Origin of the sequence: Halomicrobium mukohataei DSM 12286, from assembly GCF_000023965.1 — an archaeon.
In the GTDB taxonomy this organism is placed as follows: Archaea; Halobacteriota; Halobacteria; order Halobacteriales; family Haloarculaceae; genus Halomicrobium; species Halomicrobium mukohataei.
The window spans coordinates 2,984,352-3,000,374 of the sequence record NC_013202.1 but is presented as its reverse complement, the minus strand read 5'-3'; the positions used below and the strand labels follow the sequence as shown (position 1 = coordinate 3,000,374).

At 67.6% G+C, this 16,023-nt stretch carries 17 protein-coding genes; 10 read left to right on the top strand and 7 right to left on the bottom strand.

All coding sequences use genetic code 11. From position 1 onward, the window contains the following. Nucleotides 1-20: 20 nt before the first annotated feature. The 4 genes from HMUK_RS17705 to HMUK_RS15120 all read right to left on the bottom strand — a co-directional run bounded on the left by HMUK_RS17705 (nt 21) and on the right by HMUK_RS15120 (nt 1,257). Nucleotides 21-185 carry a hypothetical protein gene (locus HMUK_RS17705; RefSeq protein ID WP_015764070.1) on the bottom strand — a complete coding sequence of 55 codons (165 nt, stop codon included), beginning with the start codon at nt 183-185 and terminating at the stop codon, nt 21-23. A 60-nt stretch (nt 186-245) separates the two neighbouring features. After that, nucleotides 246-692: a hypothetical protein gene (locus HMUK_RS15130; RefSeq protein ID WP_015764069.1), complete on the bottom strand. Its 447-nt coding sequence runs from the start codon at nt 690-692 to the stop codon at nt 246-248. 2 nt (nt 693-694) lie between these two features. Next, entirely contained in the window at nt 695-889 is a 195-nt protein-coding gene (locus tag HMUK_RS15125) for a hypothetical protein (RefSeq protein ID WP_049940853.1), read from the bottom strand. Nucleotides 890-972: 83 nt separating this feature from the next. Beyond that, nucleotides 973-1,257, bottom strand: coding sequence for a hypothetical protein (locus HMUK_RS15120; protein ID WP_015764067.1), 285 nt, complete (start codon nt 1,255-1,257; stop codon nt 973-975). An 832-nt stretch (nt 1,258-2,089) separates the two neighbouring features. Here HMUK_RS15120 and HMUK_RS15115 point away from each other — a divergent pair. The 7 genes from HMUK_RS15115 to HMUK_RS15085 all read left to right on the top strand — a co-directional run bounded on the left by HMUK_RS15115 (nt 2,090) and on the right by HMUK_RS15085 (nt 9,929). Next, nucleotides 2,090-3,271: a vWA domain-containing protein gene (locus HMUK_RS15115; RefSeq protein ID WP_015764066.1), complete on the top strand. Its 1,182-nt coding sequence runs from the start codon at nt 2,090-2,092 to the stop codon at nt 3,269-3,271. Nucleotides 3,272-3,296: 25 nt separating this feature from the next. After that, the gene (locus tag HMUK_RS15110; RefSeq protein ID WP_015764065.1) at nt 3,297-4,517 is read left to right on the top strand and encodes an FHA domain-containing serine/threonine-protein kinase; all 1,221 of its coding nucleotides are present in this window, start codon (nt 3,297-3,299) and stop codon (nt 4,515-4,517) included. Next, nucleotides 4,514-5,665, top strand: coding sequence for a PP2C family protein-serine/threonine phosphatase (locus HMUK_RS15105; RefSeq protein ID WP_015764064.1), 1,152 nt, complete (start codon nt 4,514-4,516; stop codon nt 5,663-5,665). The genes HMUK_RS15110 and HMUK_RS15105 overlap by 4 nt, the downstream gene beginning before the upstream one ends. 42 nt (nt 5,666-5,707) lie before the next feature. After that, nucleotides 5,708-6,859, top strand: a complete 1,152-nt coding sequence (locus HMUK_RS15100) for a double zinc ribbon domain-containing protein (RefSeq protein ID WP_015764063.1) — start codon at nt 5,708-5,710, stop codon at nt 6,857-6,859. A 300-nt stretch (nt 6,860-7,159) separates the two neighbouring features. Further along, nucleotides 7,160-7,990: an HpcH/HpaI aldolase/citrate lyase family protein gene (locus HMUK_RS15095; protein ID WP_015764062.1), complete on the top strand. Its 831-nt coding sequence runs from the start codon at nt 7,160-7,162 to the stop codon at nt 7,988-7,990. 84 nt (nt 7,991-8,074) lie between these two features. Continuing rightward, a complete protein-coding gene (locus tag HMUK_RS15090) occupies nt 8,075-9,328 on the top strand; it encodes a Glu/Leu/Phe/Val family dehydrogenase (protein ID WP_015764061.1) in 1,254 nt (417 codons plus the stop codon). A 121-nt stretch (nt 9,329-9,449) separates the two neighbouring features. Then, a complete protein-coding gene (locus HMUK_RS15085) occupies nt 9,450-9,929 on the top strand; it encodes an SRPBCC family protein (RefSeq protein ID WP_015764060.1) in 480 nt (159 codons plus the stop codon). A 40-nt stretch (nt 9,930-9,969) separates the two neighbouring features. Here HMUK_RS15085 and HMUK_RS15080 read toward each other — a convergent pair whose 3' ends face one another. Then, entirely contained in the window at nt 9,970-11,922 is a 1,953-nt protein-coding gene (locus HMUK_RS15080) for a methyl-accepting chemotaxis protein (RefSeq protein WP_015764059.1), read from the bottom strand. 150 nt (nt 11,923-12,072) lie between these two features. Here HMUK_RS15080 and HMUK_RS15075 point away from each other — a divergent pair, with 150 nt between their 5' ends. Continuing rightward, nucleotides 12,073-12,654 (top strand): NAD(P)/FAD-dependent oxidoreductase, encoded by a 582-nt coding sequence (locus HMUK_RS15075; protein WP_015764058.1) that lies wholly within the window; start codon nt 12,073-12,075, stop codon nt 12,652-12,654. Nucleotides 12,655-12,715: 61 nt separating this feature from the next. Then, nucleotides 12,716-13,597 carry a DMT family transporter gene (locus HMUK_RS15070; RefSeq protein ID WP_015764057.1) on the top strand — a complete coding sequence of 294 codons (882 nt, stop codon included), beginning with the start codon at nt 12,716-12,718 and terminating at the stop codon, nt 13,595-13,597. A gap of 6 nt (nt 13,598-13,603) precedes the next feature. Here HMUK_RS15070 and HMUK_RS15065 read toward each other — a convergent pair whose 3' ends face one another. After that, nucleotides 13,604-14,404 carry an RIO1 family regulatory kinase/ATPase domain-containing protein gene (locus tag HMUK_RS15065; protein WP_049940852.1) on the bottom strand — a complete coding sequence of 267 codons (801 nt, stop codon included), beginning with the start codon at nt 14,402-14,404 and terminating at the stop codon, nt 13,604-13,606. A 168-nt stretch (nt 14,405-14,572) separates the two neighbouring features. On the opposite strand from HMUK_RS15065, the gene HMUK_RS15060 reads away from it, so the two are divergent. Further along, nucleotides 14,573-15,715, top strand: coding sequence for an acyl-CoA dehydrogenase family protein (locus HMUK_RS15060; protein ID WP_015764055.1), 1,143 nt, complete (start codon nt 14,573-14,575; stop codon nt 15,713-15,715). A 56-nt stretch (nt 15,716-15,771) separates the two neighbouring features. Here HMUK_RS15060 and HMUK_RS15055 read toward each other — a convergent pair whose 3' ends face one another. Further along, nucleotides 15,772-16,023 (bottom strand): hypothetical protein, encoded by a 252-nt coding sequence (locus HMUK_RS15055; RefSeq protein WP_015764054.1) that lies wholly within the window; start codon nt 16,021-16,023, stop codon nt 15,772-15,774.

Genomic DNA, 16,023 nt, shown 5'->3' with positions numbered 1-16,023 from the left:
TTCGCCTCTCGCGATCGCTGTCACGATCCGCGCAAATGTCCGTACGCGACCAGCAGCGTCAGGGCGAGCGCGCCGATAGCACCCGGCGGGTGGACCTCGAACGCGACCACCAGCAGGAGGAGGAAGTTCGCAGCGAGGAGGACGAGGGCGGCGTCCAGTCGTTGTCGGAGGGCCGTGTCGGTCATGTCCTCCGTTGCACCGAGGCGGGAGAAAAGGCTGATGACTGTCGGCTGGCCAGCGGTCGATCAGAGGCGCTTTCTGGCCCGGTGGCGCGCCGTGGCTCGCTGTCGGAGGTACCACACGAGCGGGAGCGCGCCGATGGTCGCGAGTGCTGCGAGGTTCGCCCACGCCGTCACCGACAGCGATCCGACGCCGAATTCCGGCGTCACCACGAGGAGCGCGAGCCCGACCAGCGGGAAGGGGAGAGTCAGCCACGGCGTGTCCCCGCGGTGAGCGAGGACGCCTGCGAGTACGACGACGCCGCCGAAGGCGGCCAGTGCGAGGTGGCCCCACGTGCTGTCGGGACCCGACAGCGGGAGGTAGAAGCCGTTGGCCACGAGGGTCAACCCCAGCCCCTCCGCGAGTGCGGCGACCAGTCGCCCGCCGATGCGTGGCTCGCCCGACCGGAGAGACAGGTCGTCAGGTCGACGGCCGCCGGGTCGCTCTCGGCCGTCCTCGTCTGGCGCAGGCATCGTCAGCGTCGTCGGTACCGCTTGCCGTCCCGTTCGAGCCGGCGCTCGTCGACGCCGCGCTGGAGTGCGCGCTGGATCTCCATCCGATCGACACCCCGTTGTGTCATCAGCGCCACGATCTGGTCGCGCGAACACCAGCCGTCGCTGCCGGCCGCCTCGGCGACGGTCTCGGCGACGCGGGTCGTGATGTCTGCCACGGTCGTGTTGGGCGGCCCGAGGATTTGGAGGTTTCGGCGCTGTCGGCGGTTCGGGATGTTGGGGCGACGGCCACCGCAGCCCCTCACTCTGTACGCGCTCGTGCGGTCTGCCACTCTAGGACGATCTCGATGCTCAGCCAGACGGAGAGCCACACCCAGAGGAGCGCGACTACGATCACCGTCGAGGACAGCAGCAACAGGGGTCGCGTGGCGACCACCAGTGTGGGATACAGATAGAGTGTCGCCACCCCCATGACGAGGAGCGCCACCAGCCCACAGGCGGCGTGTTCTCCGGGGTTAGACGCTCCCGACGCAGTGCTCTCTCGGGTCTCTGGTCCGCCCTCGCCGTTCGACTGTGGTGTGTGCATACATATCTCTCCGTGCGGAAGTTTTCGCTACTTTACCATAAAATTTGCCGCTAGGTGCGCGGTCGTGTTCAGATAAGAGATCGGTGAAGGCAGTCTGAAGCACCGAAAGCCCTCGGCACGCTCCGGGGTTCTGTGGCGGATATCCTCACTGCGTTCGGATAGTGCCGCCGCAGAACCCCGGACCGCGCCTCGCCCTTTCATCCGCCAGGAGAGCACGCTCTCCTGAGCCTGTGCTCACCCTGTTCGCACAGACGCCAGGATTCGGCTGCCTCACAGTCTAAACCCTGGCGGATGAAAGGGCGAGTGCTGCGTGACGGCTTCGCCGTCACGTTATGGCCGGCCGGTTCTACCGGCCGGCCCTTGCGGGAACCCCGACGAAGTCTGCTCACGGGCGCAAAGCGCCCGTTCGCACGGCCAGAGGGACTCGGAGAGTCCCTCTCGGCAAGCACGCGAAGCGCGCGCAGCGAGTTCTTCGCGAACGAAGTGAGCGAAGGCCAGCGAGAGCCTGTGGCTCTCGCGAGTCGCGGGACCGCAACTGCACGAGGGCTTTCGGTGTCTACAACTCACCAAATCCAGCGGCTTATCTGAACACCACCAGGTGCGCGTGTCGAGCGGGAACACCACCGACCGCCGTGGCGGCTGCCGTCCGCCCTCGCGACAAAGTCCTTGCCAGTCGCCCACGTTGTACGGCCGTGCCAACGAGACACACTCGCCGCGCCCCTCGACGCGACCGTCCGCGGACTGGTTCCCGACGCGACGGCTCGCGACTAGCCATTGTTTTGTCGGCCGACAGGCACAATTTATACATACGAGTCGCGAGCTACTGTCACCCATGGCATCTATCGAGACGAGCGTCAATCGGCCGAACGTACCGGCCGACGGCACGACCGTGACCGCCGAGATCGACGTCGAGCCGGGAGAACAGGAGACGGACGTGCGACGCCACATCGCGCTCTGTATCGACACGAGCGGGTCGATGGAGGGTGACAACATCAAACGCGCTCGCGACGGCGCTGCGTGGGTCTTCGGGCTGTTGGCCGACGAGGACTACGTGAGTATCGTCGCGTTCGACACCGAGGCGACGGTGATCCTGCCCGCGACACGGTGGTCGGATCTCGACCGCCAGACGGCGATGGACCACGTCGAGGAGCTGACTGCCGGCGGCGGCACCGACATGTACAACGGGCTCAAGGCCGCCAAGGAGACGCTGTCGTCCTCCGCGACCGGGCCCGACACGGTCAAGCGACTCCTCTTGCTCTCGGACGGCAAGGACAACGAACGCACGCCCGACGAGTTCGAGGGGCTGGCCGAAGCCATCGACGACGCCGGGATCCGGATCCAGTCGGCCGGGATCGGGACCGACTACAACGAGGCCACGATCCGGACGCTCGGGACGGCCGGGCGCGGGACGTGGACCCACCTCGAAGCGCCCGGCGACATCGAGGACTTCTTCGGCGAGGCCGTCGAGCAGGCCGGCTCCGTCGTCGCGCCGGACGCCCACCTCGACCTCGACGTGGCCCCCGGCGTCGAGGTCAGCGAGGTGTATCGCGCGCTCCCGCAGGCCCAGGAAGTCTCGCCCGAGTGGGAGGCAAACGCCACCCGGGTCAAGCTCCCCGACCTGATCGAACGGGAGAGCCAGCGGGTCGTCCTCAAGATCCACGCGCCGCCCCGCGAGCCCGGCAGCGAGGAGGTGCTCGCGGACGTACAGCTCTCGGCCCGCGGCGACACCGCCAGCGACCAGATCGGCGTCGAGTACACGGACGAACAGGAGAAGCTGGCCGAGCACAACGAGTCCGTCGACATCGACCACAAACAGACCGTCATCCGGACGGAGCTCGGCAAGGGCAACGTCGAGGCCGCGGAGACGAAAGTCGAGCAGATGACAGTGATCCACGGCGAGGACGCCGAGGCGGTCCAGGAGGCCGAGCGCCAGACCGAGATCGTCAAAGAGGGCGGTCGTGCCGAACAGAGCCAGGCGACCCAGATCGTCGACAGCGACGACGGCATCCAGTGATGGCCCGCGTCGCCGGTGATACTCGATGACGACGTTCGAAGCGGGCGATCTCGTCGCCGGCCAGTATCGCATCCAGGGCGAGGCCGGCAGCGGCGGTTTCGCGGTCGCCTACGAGGCGATCGACGAGGACAGCGGCGACACGGTCGCGGTGAAGGTTCCCAACTACGCCGGCTCCAGCAACGACCGGGACGTGATCGAGCAGTACTTCCTGAAAGAGGCCGACGCGCTCGAAACCGTCCGGGCGGCGGGGGGCAACGACAACGTGATGGACCTGATCGAGCGCACCGACGAGGGCGACACCCCGGTGCTGGTCGTCCAGTTCGTCGACGGCTACGAGCTGGACGACGCCATCGACCGCGTCGGACCGCTCGATCCCCCGGAGGTCCGGCGGGTCGGGATCGGGCTCTGTGACGCGATGAGCTTCCTCCACGAGAACGACATCGTCTACCGGGACCTCAAGCCCGACAACATCATGCTCGCCGGACAGGACCACCCGATCTTGATCGACTTCAACACGGCGACTGGGTTCGACGGGACCGACGCCGACGACGCCGGAACGACGATTCTCGGGCCGTACAAGCCCCGAGAGATCGCCGAAGCCAGCGACGCCGAGGACGGGCAGGGCCCGTGGTCGGACGTGTACTCGATCGGGAAGATCCTCCTGTTCTTGCTCAAAGGGACCGTCCCGAAGAAAGACGGCGTCGACCCTCGGGACTTCGGCGTCGACTGCCCGACGTACCTCGCGGAGATCATCGCCCGCGCGACACAGACCGACTACCGGGATCGCTACCCCAACGCGACCTCGATGAAGTACGTGCTGGAGGCCAAAGACCCCAGTCCGCCGCCACAGGCGAGCCTGGAGGCGCTCGGCGAAGACCGGTCGTTCACCGTCCACCCCGGCGACACGATCGGCCGGGACGGCGGCGCGACGACGCCGTCGATCACGCTCGACGACGCCGACGAGCACGTCTCTCCGATCCACGTTCGCTTCGATACGAGCAACGACGAGGCGATCTGGCGACTGGAGGACCACAGCCTCAACGGGACCTACGTCAACACCCAGACCGGCTGGCAGCGACTCCTCCAGCCCGGCGGCAAGGAGCTACTGGAAGCGCGTGGCGGCGATCCGACCGACAGAAACGGCGAGGATCCGCCCAGCGAGCACGCGCTCGGGGACGGCGACCTCATCGCGCTCGTCCACCCGAGCTACGGAACGACATTCGAGTTCAACGTCTCTCAGACATGATCTACGCGACGAACTACGACATCGGCGAACGCAAGCGGTCCAGCGGGATCAACGAGGACAGTCTCGCGGTCGACGTGATCGAACAGGGCCACCGCGACGGCCTCCGTGATCGCTCGGAGGAGGCCGACGGCCAGACGGACGACTCCCACGACGGCACCGACGCCGAGGCAGAACGCGACGAGACGGGCGAGGAGTCCGAGGGTCGATCGGAGCCACGGAACCGCAGCGTCGCGACGTTCGTCCTGGCCGACGGTGCGGGCGGGTACGAGGCCGGCGACGTGGCCTCCTACGTCGCCACGACGACGATCACGACCGAACTGCAGGACGTTGCGAGTCGGGCCCTCCGGAGCGACCCGGACGCCTTCGACGTGACCCTGCCCGATGCGGTCGCGACCGACCCGCCGACGCCGGCCGAGATCCAGAGCGCGCTGGAGGCGGCCATCACGACCGCCCACCGCGAGATCATCCGATACACGAACGAGACCGGCAACCGAGCGTACACGACCGTCGTCGCCGGCCTCTGCTTCGGTGGTCGGTGTTACTACGCCTGGGTCGGCGACAGCCGCGCGTACCTGCTCAACGAGGCGCGCGAGACGATCGAACTGCTGACCAAGGACCACGGCGTCGTGGCGGAACTCCGCGATCGCGGCGAGATCGACGACGTGGCGGCCCACGTCCACCCCCGAGGCAACGAGATCACCCGCGCACTGGGCGGCGGGGCCGACCAGGACCCGGACGCTGCGACGGTCGCGGTCGACAGCAACGTCGTTCCGCTGTACGCCGAAGACGTGTTGCTGGTCACCAGCGACGGCCTCATCGACGCCCAGACCGACGCCCCGGAACTGTACGACGAGTACGTCGAGTCGGACCGCTCGGAGGCGGCGGCCCAGCGCGTCCTCGACGCCGTCGTCACGGACGAGGAGATCAGAGAGTGCGTCATGACGGCCGAATCGCTGGCCGCGGCCAGCGAGACGCTCGTCGAGATGGCCAACGACCGGGGCGGGAAGGACAACCTCTCGACGCTGTTCTTGCAGGATCCGGCGCTCCCGGCGACACCGGAGCATCGACCGCTGACCCGCGCGCTGGCGACGGACCCCATCGAGGACCGCGAGACGGTTCTGCTCCCGGAGGAAGGGGAAACGCCGTGAGGAAAACTATTTTTTATGCGTAGGTAGACTGATCGAACACGTATGTCAGAAAGTACCAGTAGGTCGGTCGAATGTCCGCTGTGTGGCGAAGCGTTCGATCCGACCGCTGCAGGGGGGTGGTGTACGAACTCGGAGTGTGGGGAGTGGCAGTACGACGGGGAGATCGAATCGACCTCGGACGAGGACTCGGAAGCCGACGCGGAGACGGCGTCCGAAGACGAGGCGACACCGGAAGACGACCCAGAAGGCGACGCCGTCAGCGACAACCCGCTGTTCGGCGACGACGATCTGGATCTCGAAGATCCGACCGATCCACAGGCGGACGCCGAGCCGGACGACTCGCCGCTCGCCGACGCGGCGAGCGAGTCCACAGACACCGCGGACGGGGCGACCGACGCGGCGACGGACGAGCCAGAGCGCCCGAGCACCGAGGACGCCGACGACGCGCCGGAACGAGACGACGCCGTCGGCGAGGGGGGCGCGGAGACGAGCGAGCCTGCCGACACCGCGGACGACGCCGACGACGAAACGGGCGAGTCCGACGAGACGGCGACGCTGGGGAGCTGTCCCGAGTGTGACACTGCCGTCGACCCGTCGGACGCCTTCTGTCCGGGCTGTGGGGAGGATCTGGACGCCCACCGCACCGCCGAGGAAGACGAAGACGAGACGACCCTCGACGCCTGTCCGGAGTGTGGCAGCGACGTGGGTCCCGACGACGCCTTCTGTGCGTCCTGCGGTGAGGATCTGGACGCCCACCGCGGCGCGGACGAGACGACCCTCGACGCCTGTCCCGGCTGTGGGAGCGACGTGGGTCCCGACGACGCCTTCTGTGCGTCCTGCGGTGAGGACCTGGACGCCCATCGCGGGAGCGACGCGAGCGGGACCGTCGCGCCGTCTCGACTCGCGCTCTCCGCCTACGGGCAGTCTGTCGTCGTCGGCGACGACGAGACCGTCGGTCGAGAGATCCGGTCGCTGCTGGCCGACGCCGGGGAGGACGACGACACGTCCGTGCTGATCCACCGCGAACACGTCCGCTTCGTGCGCGACGACGACCAGTTCTACGTGGTCGACCTCGGCGATAATCCCACCGAGCTCAACGGCACCCGGCTGTCGAAGGGCGATCGGGAACCGATCGGACCCGGCGACGAACTCCGCCTGTCGGACGTGGTGACCCTCGACGTCGAGACGCCCTGAGGGCGGAGCGGGGGTCTCTTGCTGGTGGTCCGGGCGGAGCGACTGCGTTCGGGTGGCTCTCTGACAGCGGCGGTGTTCAGGTAAGAGATAGAGAGTAACGTCATTCAGGCACGGAAAGGGCGAGGCACGGTAGCTCGATCTGCGGCGGCACTATTCGACCGGAGGGAGAATATCCGCCACAGATCTGGCTAGCGGGCCGAGGGCTTTCCGTGTCTGCAACTCAGAAAATACAGCGGCTTATCTGAACACTACCCTGACAGCGTGCCAGACAGTTACATAGCTGGCCGTCGAAGCGGCGATATGGCTCGACGGAGCGTCCTCTTTGCCCCCGGTGACCAGCCCGATAAACTGCGGAAGGCGGCCGACAGCGGGGCCGATGTCGCCGTCTTCGATCTGGAAGACGCCGTCGTTCCCGACCGGAAGCAGGCCGCACGGGAGGCGGTCCGCGACGTGCTGGCGACGGTCGAGTCGACGTGTGAACTGTGCGTGCGGGTCAACCCAATCGACGACGGCGCGGCCAGAGATCTCTCGGTCGTTCTGTCGGGTGGCGAGCCAGACAGCGTGATGGCTCCGAAGGTGCCGGACGCGAACGCCGTCGAGACGCTGGCCGGGATGCTCGCCGAACGCGACGCGAGCGGTCCGGTCCTGGCGCTCGTCGAGTCGGCCGCTGGCGTCCTCCACGCCGAGGAAATCGCCGCCGTCGACGCGACCGACGCGCTCCTGTTCGGTGCCGAGGATCTGGCGGGCGATCTCGGAGCGACCCGCACCGAGAGCGGTCGCGAGGTCGCCCACGCGCGCCAGCACGCACTGCTGGCGGCACGTGCGGCGGGCGTCGACGCGATCGACACCCACTACCCGGCGTACGAGGATGAGGCGGGGCTGCGCGAGGCAGCTACGGAGGCTCGGCGGCTGGGCTACGACGGCAAGATGGTGATCCACCCGGCGCAGGTCCCGGTCGTCAACGCGGCGTTCACGCCAGACGACGAGGCGATCGCCTGGGCTCGCCGGATCGTCGAGGCCAGCGAGGCGGCCGACGAGCGAGCGCGTGGCGTGTTCGTCGTCGACGGGGAGATGATCGACGCGCCACAGGTCCGTCAGGCCGAGCGCATCCTCGCGCGGGCAGAGGAGTGATCCGGCTGGCAGCTACCGCCAGACGAGATATGTGACACGTCAACTGCCGATACACTTTTGCGCCCACTGGCCGTCACTCCCGGCATGTCCGAGGTCAATCCCTTCGAGAGCCTCCAGGAGCAGATCGACGACGCCGCGGCCTTCGTCGCGGTCCCCGACGACGCGCTCGAACGCCTCAAGCGACCCGAACGGGTCCTCGAAACGACGCTGTCGGTCGAACTGGACGACGGATCGATCGAGACGATCCGTGCCTTCCGCTCGCAGTTCAACGGCGACCGCGGCCCGTACAAGGGCGGGATCAGGTATCACCCGCAGGTCTCTCGCGAGGAGGTCAAGGCCCTCTCGGGGTGGATGGTGTACAAGTGCGCCGCCGTCGACATCCCCTACGGCGGCGGCAAGGGAGGAATCGCCTTCGACCCCAGCGACTACTCCGAGAGCGAGATCGAACGTATCACCCGCGCGTTCGCGACGGAACTGCGGCCGCTGATCGGCGAGGATCGAGACGTGCCAGCGCCCGACGTGAACACGGGCCAGCGCGAGATGAACTGGCTCAAAGACACCTACGAGACCCTAGAGAACACGACTGCTCCCGGCGTCGTCACCGGCAAGGCGATCGAGTCCGGCGGCAGCGAGGGTCGCGTCGAGGCGACTGGCCGATCGGTCGCGATCGTCGCTCGCGAGGCCTTCGACTACCTCGGCGGGGACATCGCCGACGCCACCGTCGCGGTCCAGGGCTACGGCAACGCGGGGTCCGTCGCGGCCGAACTGATCGCCAAGCAGGGCGGGACCGTCGTCGCGGTCTCTGACTCCTCGGGGGCGGTGTACGACCCGGCGGGGATAGACACCAGCGCGGCCAAGTCGTTCAAGCGCGAAACCGGGTCGGTGACGGGCTTCGAGGGGGCCAGCGAGGAGTTGAGCAACCGCGAGTTGCTCACGCTGGACGTGGATCTGCTCGTGCCGGCGGCCCTGGAAAACGCCATCGACGCCGCCATCGCCCGTGACGTACGCGCAGACGTGATCGTCGAAGCCGCCAACGGGCCGCTGACGCCCGACGCCGACGACGTGCTGGCCGACAGCGAGATCGCCGTCTTCCCCGACATCCTCGCCAACGCTGGCGGCGTCACGGTGTCGTACTTCGAGTGGGTCCAGAACCGACAGCGCTTCTCGTGGTCGCTGGAGCGTGTCAACGACGAACTGGAGACCGTGATCACGTCGGCGTTCGACGACCTGATCGAGCGGTACGAGGCGACCGACGCGCCGACGCTGCGGACCGCGATGTACGCCGTCGCGATCGAGCGCGTCCACCGCGCGGCCGCGGAAGCCGGGACCTGGCCGTGATACGGGTAATTGTCGCCGTTTTCTCGGTGGCGCGCAGTCGATCCGGGAACGACCGACGATAATCCGTCTGGGAGCCGTCGCGGACCACTGTCTTTTCACCGCTGCCCGCCTATGTCTTCACATGAGCGTCTACGAGCGGTCGGTCCGCGTCGATGCGCCACTGGCAGACGTGTGGGAGTTTCACTCGACCGGGGACGGGCTCGAAGCCCTGACGCCGAACTGGATGAACCTCGTCGTAGAGGAGTCACGCGGCCCCGACGGCGAACCGGACCCCGACGTGCTCACGGAAGGGTCCGTCATCGTCTCGTCGGTCCGACCGCTGGGCGTCGGACCGCGCCAGACCTGGACCTCCGAGATCGTCGCCCGCGAGGAGAGCGACGAGCACGCGATGTTCCGCGACCACATGACCGAGGGGCCGTTCGCCCACTGGCTGCACACCCACCGGTTCGTCGCGGAGGGCGACGCGACGCTGGTCCACGACCGGGTCGAGTACCAGTTCCCCGGTGGACCGCTCGGCAAAGCCGTCGGCCCCTTCGCCTACGTCGGTTTCGAGCCGATGTTCCGATACCGACACCGGACTACGAAGCAGTTGCTGGAGTAGTCTCCGAAGAGCGATAGCGATCTCGAACAGAGAGCCCGCGTCAGCGACGGCCGGCGTCGCGGTCGCCCGTTCCTGCGTCGGTCCCGCCGTCCGTCGCCGTCGCGTTCACCTCGAACTTCCCCAGGAGCGTCTGGAGGCGCTCGGTCTGCTCGCTGAGGGCCTCGACGCTGGTGCTGACCTGGTTCATCGACGCGGCCTGTTGCTGGGCCGCCGCGGACGCGCTCTCGGTCTCGTCCGCCGTCGACTCGCTGATGTCTGCGACCGCTTCGACCATCGAGACGGCTTCCTCGGTGCTGGCCGCCTGATCGTCGGCCGTCTCGCTGATCTGCTGGATGCCGTCGTCGGTCTGCTCGGCGTTTTCGGCGACCTGCCGGAACGACTCGGCGACCGCTTCGACGGCCTCGACCTCCGACTGCATGTCCGCTTCGGCGCTGCGGGCCGTTTCGACGGTCGCGTCGGTCTGGCTCTGGGTCCGTTCGATCCGCTGTTCGATCTCGGCGGCCGACTCCTGGGTCTCCTCGGCCAGTTGCTTGACCTCGTTGGCGACGACGGCGAACCCCCCACCGCCACCGGTCCCGCTCTCGCCGCCGGCACGAGCAGCCTCGATGTTGGCGTTGAGCGCCAGCATGTTCGTCTGCTCGGCGATGTCGCCGATCAGCTCGACGATCTCGCTGATCTCTGCCATCTGCTCGTCGAGAAGTTCGACGTTGTCGACCGTCTCGTCGATGGCGGCCTGGACCTCGCGTGCGTTCTCGATCGCTCGTCGTGCGGTCGTCTCGCCGGCCTCGGCGATCTCGGCGGTCTCGCGCGAACTGTCGGCGACCGTCTCGGCCGATGCGGCCACTTCTTCGACCGTCGCCGAGAGGTCGGTCATCTCGTCGGCGACGCTGGCGAGCCGCTCGCGCTGTTCGCTCGCGCCGCTCGCGATCTCCTGTATCGAGCCGCTCATGCCCTCGCTGGCCTGCTTGACCTCGTCGGCGCTGGCGTTTGCTTGCATGCTGACGTCCGCGACCTCCTGGGCGAACGACTGGATCTCCTGTATCGTCGCTTCGGTCTCTGCGATCATCTCGTTGAACGAGACCGCGATCTGGGCCATCGCTTCGCTGTCGCTGTCGGTTTCGAGGCGCACGGTGAGGTCGCCGTTTGCCGCTCGTGCCATCGCTGCGCTGCAGTCGTCGGCGTCGGCCTCCAGTCGCTCGTACAGCTGCTCGACCTCGTCGCGTTTGGCCTCGGCCGCTGCTCTCGCCTCCTCGGCCTCGGCTTTCGCGCGCTCGATCTCGGCCTGTTTCGCCTCCAGATCCTCGATCTCTTCGGTCTTTTCGCGGGCCTGCCGCAGCTGCTCTTGGGCCTGCTCTCGGGACCGCTCGGTCGAGTACCAGTGTGCCATCAGTGCGGCGGCCAGGCCCAGCACGAACGCGGCGTGGATGAACGCCCAGGCCCAGGGGTTGTTGATCGCGGCAGCGTGGTTGTACACCCGACTCGGATCGATCATGCCGAAGTAGCCGTGCTGGAGCGCGACGTACCCGATCCCCAGAACGAAGGGGAGCCAGTCCTCGTAGACGGCGACGACGGCCATCACGACGAAAAAGTGGAAGTGCGCCTCGATGTAGCCCCCCGAGAAGTGAACCAGGAATCCCGAGGTCGTCACGAGCCCCAGAGTCGCGAGCGCGGTCCGAGTTCGCCGCTTGAACAGCGCCAGCCACGCTGCGATCGCCAGCGTGACGACGACGCCGACTTCCGCCAGGACGTGCGTGACCGGAATCTCTGGCAACTGCGCACCGGTCACCATCGACTCCGTCCCGTCGGCGAGACCGAGTGCCAGCAGGACGGGCACGTGTGCCACCAGCAAGCGGAGCACGTTCCGGTGGCGTCCACGCCACGTCTCGTCTGGAATCGTGTCGCCGCTCGGAATGTACTCGACGAATTCTCGGAGCGTCGCTCCCCAGCTTCGTCGACTGTGGTTCTGGTCTGGCCCCGCTGCAATGTCCGCCATAGCTCACCGTGGGACGGTGACAGCAAAAGCGATGTGGCCACGCTATCAGCGCCAATAACCGGGCGGATCGTTTCCGATCGTTTCTTTCAGCACACCCGGTTACAGCGGTGTCGCCGGAGCTATTTATGCCACTGTCACGAACACACGGCTATGCACGACGTTGTGATCGTCGGCGGCGGCCCCGCCGGCCTGAGTGGTGCCCTGTTCACCGAGAAGAACGGTCTCGACACTGTGGTCTTCGACACCGACGAGACGTGGATGCACAAGGCACACCTGTTCAACTACCTCGGCATCGACTCGATGGACGGCTCCGAGTTCGTCGCCCAGTCTCGCGAGCAGGTCGAGGAGTTCGGCGTCACGCTGCGAGACGAGGCAGTGACGGCCGTCGAAGAGACCGCCGAGGGGTTCGCGGTGACGACCGAAGCGGAGTCCGAGGCCGGCGAGGCCGGCGACCAGACCGTCGAAGGCCGCTTCCTCGTGCTCGCGACCGGCGCGGACCGGTCGCTGGCCGACTCGCTGGGCTGTGCGTTCACCGACGAGGACACCGTCGACGTGACGGTCTCGATGGAGACCAGCGTCGACGACGCCTACGCCACCGGCGCGATGGTCCGGGCGGAGGAGTGGCAGGCGGTCATCTCCGCCGGCGACGGCGCGGCGGCGGCGCTGAACATCCTCTCGAAGGAAAAGGGCGAGCACTTCCACGACTTCGACGTGCCGGCCGACGCCGAGTAACGGCCGGGTACCGCCTCGCCGACTTCCCAGCGTTCAAGCCATCGCTGTTCCACGTACGGCCGTGAGCGACAGCGTTGCCCGGCCACGTCTCGCGCTCGCCGTCGCGGTCGTCGCGATCAGCACGAGCGCGATCCTGATCCGCTGGAGTACGGCCCCGCCAGTCGTCGCCGCGTTCTACCGTGTCCTGCTGACGACCGCGCTGCTGGCTCCCGTCCTGCTCGCTCGCCACGCCGACGCGGTCGGCGACCTCTCCGGCCGGCACCTGCTGGCCGCCGGCCTCACCGGGGTGGCGCTGGCCGCGCACTTCGCGGCCTGGTTCGAGAGCCTCTCGTGGACCAGCGTCGCCGCCAGCGTCACGCTCGTCCAGTCCCAGCCGATCTTCGTCGTCACGGGCGCGTGGCTCCTCCTGAACGAGCGCGTCACCGGGCGGACGGTCCTGGGGGTCGTCGTCGCGATCGCCGGGATCGTCGTCATGTCTCTCGGCGATCTGCTGGGCGGGACGGCCGTCGGACCGCGACCGCTGTACGGCAACGCCCTCGCACTGGTCGGCGGGCTGATGGCCGCCGGCTACGTCCTCGCCGGTCGGTCGCTGCGGCAGCGACTCCCGCTGCTCCCCTACGTCACCGTCGTCTACGGCGTCGCCGCGCTGGCGCTGCTGGCGGTCGTCCTCGCCCAGGGACTTCCGCTGACGGGCTACGAGAGTCGAGAGTGGCTCCTCTTTCTCGGTATGGCCGTCGGTCCCGGCATCCTCGGGCACACGCTCGTGAACTGGTCGCTGGCTCACGTCGAATCGAGCCTGGTCAGCGTGACGCTGCTTGGCGAACCGCTGGGCAGCGCGCTCCTGGCGTTGCTCTTGCTCACGGAAGTGCCGTCGTCGTGGACCGTCGCGGGCGGAGCGGTCGTCCTGGCCGGGATCACGCTGACCGCGCGGTCGTCGGAGTGATCGCCGCTACTGCTCTGCGAGCTTCTCTATCTCGCCTTTGAGGCCGGCGGCCTCGAAGTCGTGGTCCGGTCGGATGTTGACGAAATCGAGGAACTCGCGGGCCGCGAGCAACTCTGCGGGCGTGTAGTGGTCGGCAGCGGCGTCGACGGCCCGCCGTCCGCCGGTCAGGGGCGTCAACGCACCCAGGGCACACGCGAGATCGTACGACCGGGCGTCGTCGATCGCACCGTCACGGACGTTCGTCGCGTCGATGAAGTACAGTTCGCCGTCGGCGACGAGGACGTTCTCGGCCCGGAAGTCCCCGTGTGCGAGCCCCGCCTCGTGCATCCGATGGAGGAAGTCGAAGACGACCGGTGCGAGGTCGCTCGCGGTCTCGTCCGACAGCTCTTCGAGGACGGCGAAGTCGGGAATGTACTCCAGTACGAGCACCCCGTGGCCCTCGTACTCGAAGGCCTCGATCGGCTCGGGCGCGTTCACTCCCAGTTCGCGCATGGTCCGGGTCGCCGCCAGCTCGTGGTCGGCCATCTCGTAGGGCGTCCCGAAGTGCTCGAAGAAGCCCTCGGTCCCCGAGGAGAAGGCTCCGAGGTTCCGGCCGGCGGTCAACAGCGCGTGGACCAGAGAGTTTTGCTCGGTGATCAGCTTCACGAACCAGCGATCGTCGACGGCCATCGGAGTCGACAGCCAGTTGTCCGCGTCGAGAAACTCGACGCGAACCGACGGCTCGTCGTACCGCTCGCACATCTCCCCGGCGACGCCCTCCAGGGTCTCCCAGGGGACGCGACCGCGCAGGAACCGTCGAAACGCCATGGCCGTACCGAGGGGAGCCACACTCATACGAATTATTGTAGCGACGTACCGGCGATCGTCTACCCCGTGGCGACGATCGCCGGCACGCAACTACAATAAACCGTATCAAAGCGGTTCTGACGCCAGCCGCCACCATGCTATATGTTTGCTCGCCTCGAAGGCGGTGACATGGACTTTACCCTCCCAGACGAACACCGGATGATTCGCGATTCGGTCCGTGAGTTCTGTGCGGCCGAGATCGAGCCCATCGCCCAGGAGATCGAGGACGAGCACCGCTTCCCCGCCGAGATCTTCGATCAGCTGGCCGAACTCGACGTGATGGGGGTCCCCATCGACGAGGAGTGGGGCGGACTGGGCGGCGACCAGCTGATGTACGCCCTCGTGACGGAGGAACTGGGCCGAGTGTCCGGCTCGATCGGGCTCTCCTACGCAGCCCACGTCTCGCTGGCCTCGAAGCCGATCGAGCTGTTCGGCACGGACGACCAGCGCGAGCGCTGGCTCCGGCCTCTGGCCGAGGGGGAGTATCTGGGCGGCTGGGCGCTGACCGAGCCAGAGAGCGGGAGCGACGCCAGCGACATGAGCACGACCGCGACCAGAGAGGGCGACGAGTGGGTGCTTGACGGCACCAAGCAGTTCATCACCAACGCCTCGGTCGCCGGCTCGCTCGTCGTCAAGGCCGTCACCGAACCGGACGCGGGCTACGACGGCATCTCGACCTTTCTCGTCGATCCCGAGGCCGACGACGGATTCGAAGTGACGACGGAGTGGGAGAAGATGGGCCTCAACGCCTCGCCGACCTGCGAGATCCGGTTCGACGACTGCCGGATTCCGGCAGACCGAATGCTGGGCGAGCCCGGCGACGGCTGGGAGCAGACGAAGAAGACGCTGGACGGCGGGCGTATCTCGATCGCCGCCCTCTCCGTGGGGCTTGCACAGGGCGCGTTCGAAGCCGCCCTCGAATACGCGAAAGAGCGCGAACAGTTCGGCCAGCCCATCGGCGAGTTCGACGCCGTCCGGGACATGCTCGTCGAGATGGACCGCAAGATCGAGCGGGCCAGACTGCTGACCCACAAGGCCGCCACGAAGTACGATGCCGGCGAGGACGTGGGACGGCTCTCCTCGATGGCGAAACTCGACGCCAGCGAGATCTGCCGGGAGGTCGCCGAGGACGCCGTCCAGGTGCTCGGGGGCTACGGCTACACGACCGACTTCGCACCCCAGCGGTTCTACCGCGACGCCAAGCTGATGGAGATCGGCGAGGGAACCAGCGAGATCCAGCGGCTCGTACTGGGACGGGAACTGGGGCTGTAGCTGGGCGCGTCACCAGCGTCGGCGTCGCTGCTCTCGTGGCACCGCGCCGTCCCGGACTACGGCTCGCCCTGGCGGCCGATCGGATCGAACGGTCCCGTTCGCTCCCTGGTGTGCATCCAGTAGACGACCAGCACCGTCAGTGCGAGCGGTCCCGCGAGAAACGTGACGACCGCCCAGGACTTCGCTCGGAGTCCGCGGCGGCGCGCGTCGACGTAGACGAGGACGGTCCCCAGATACGCCGTGAGGATTATCGGCCAGCTGAAGAGGATGTGGAACAGGTCGATCGAGTGCGGGGCTGTAATCTGCAT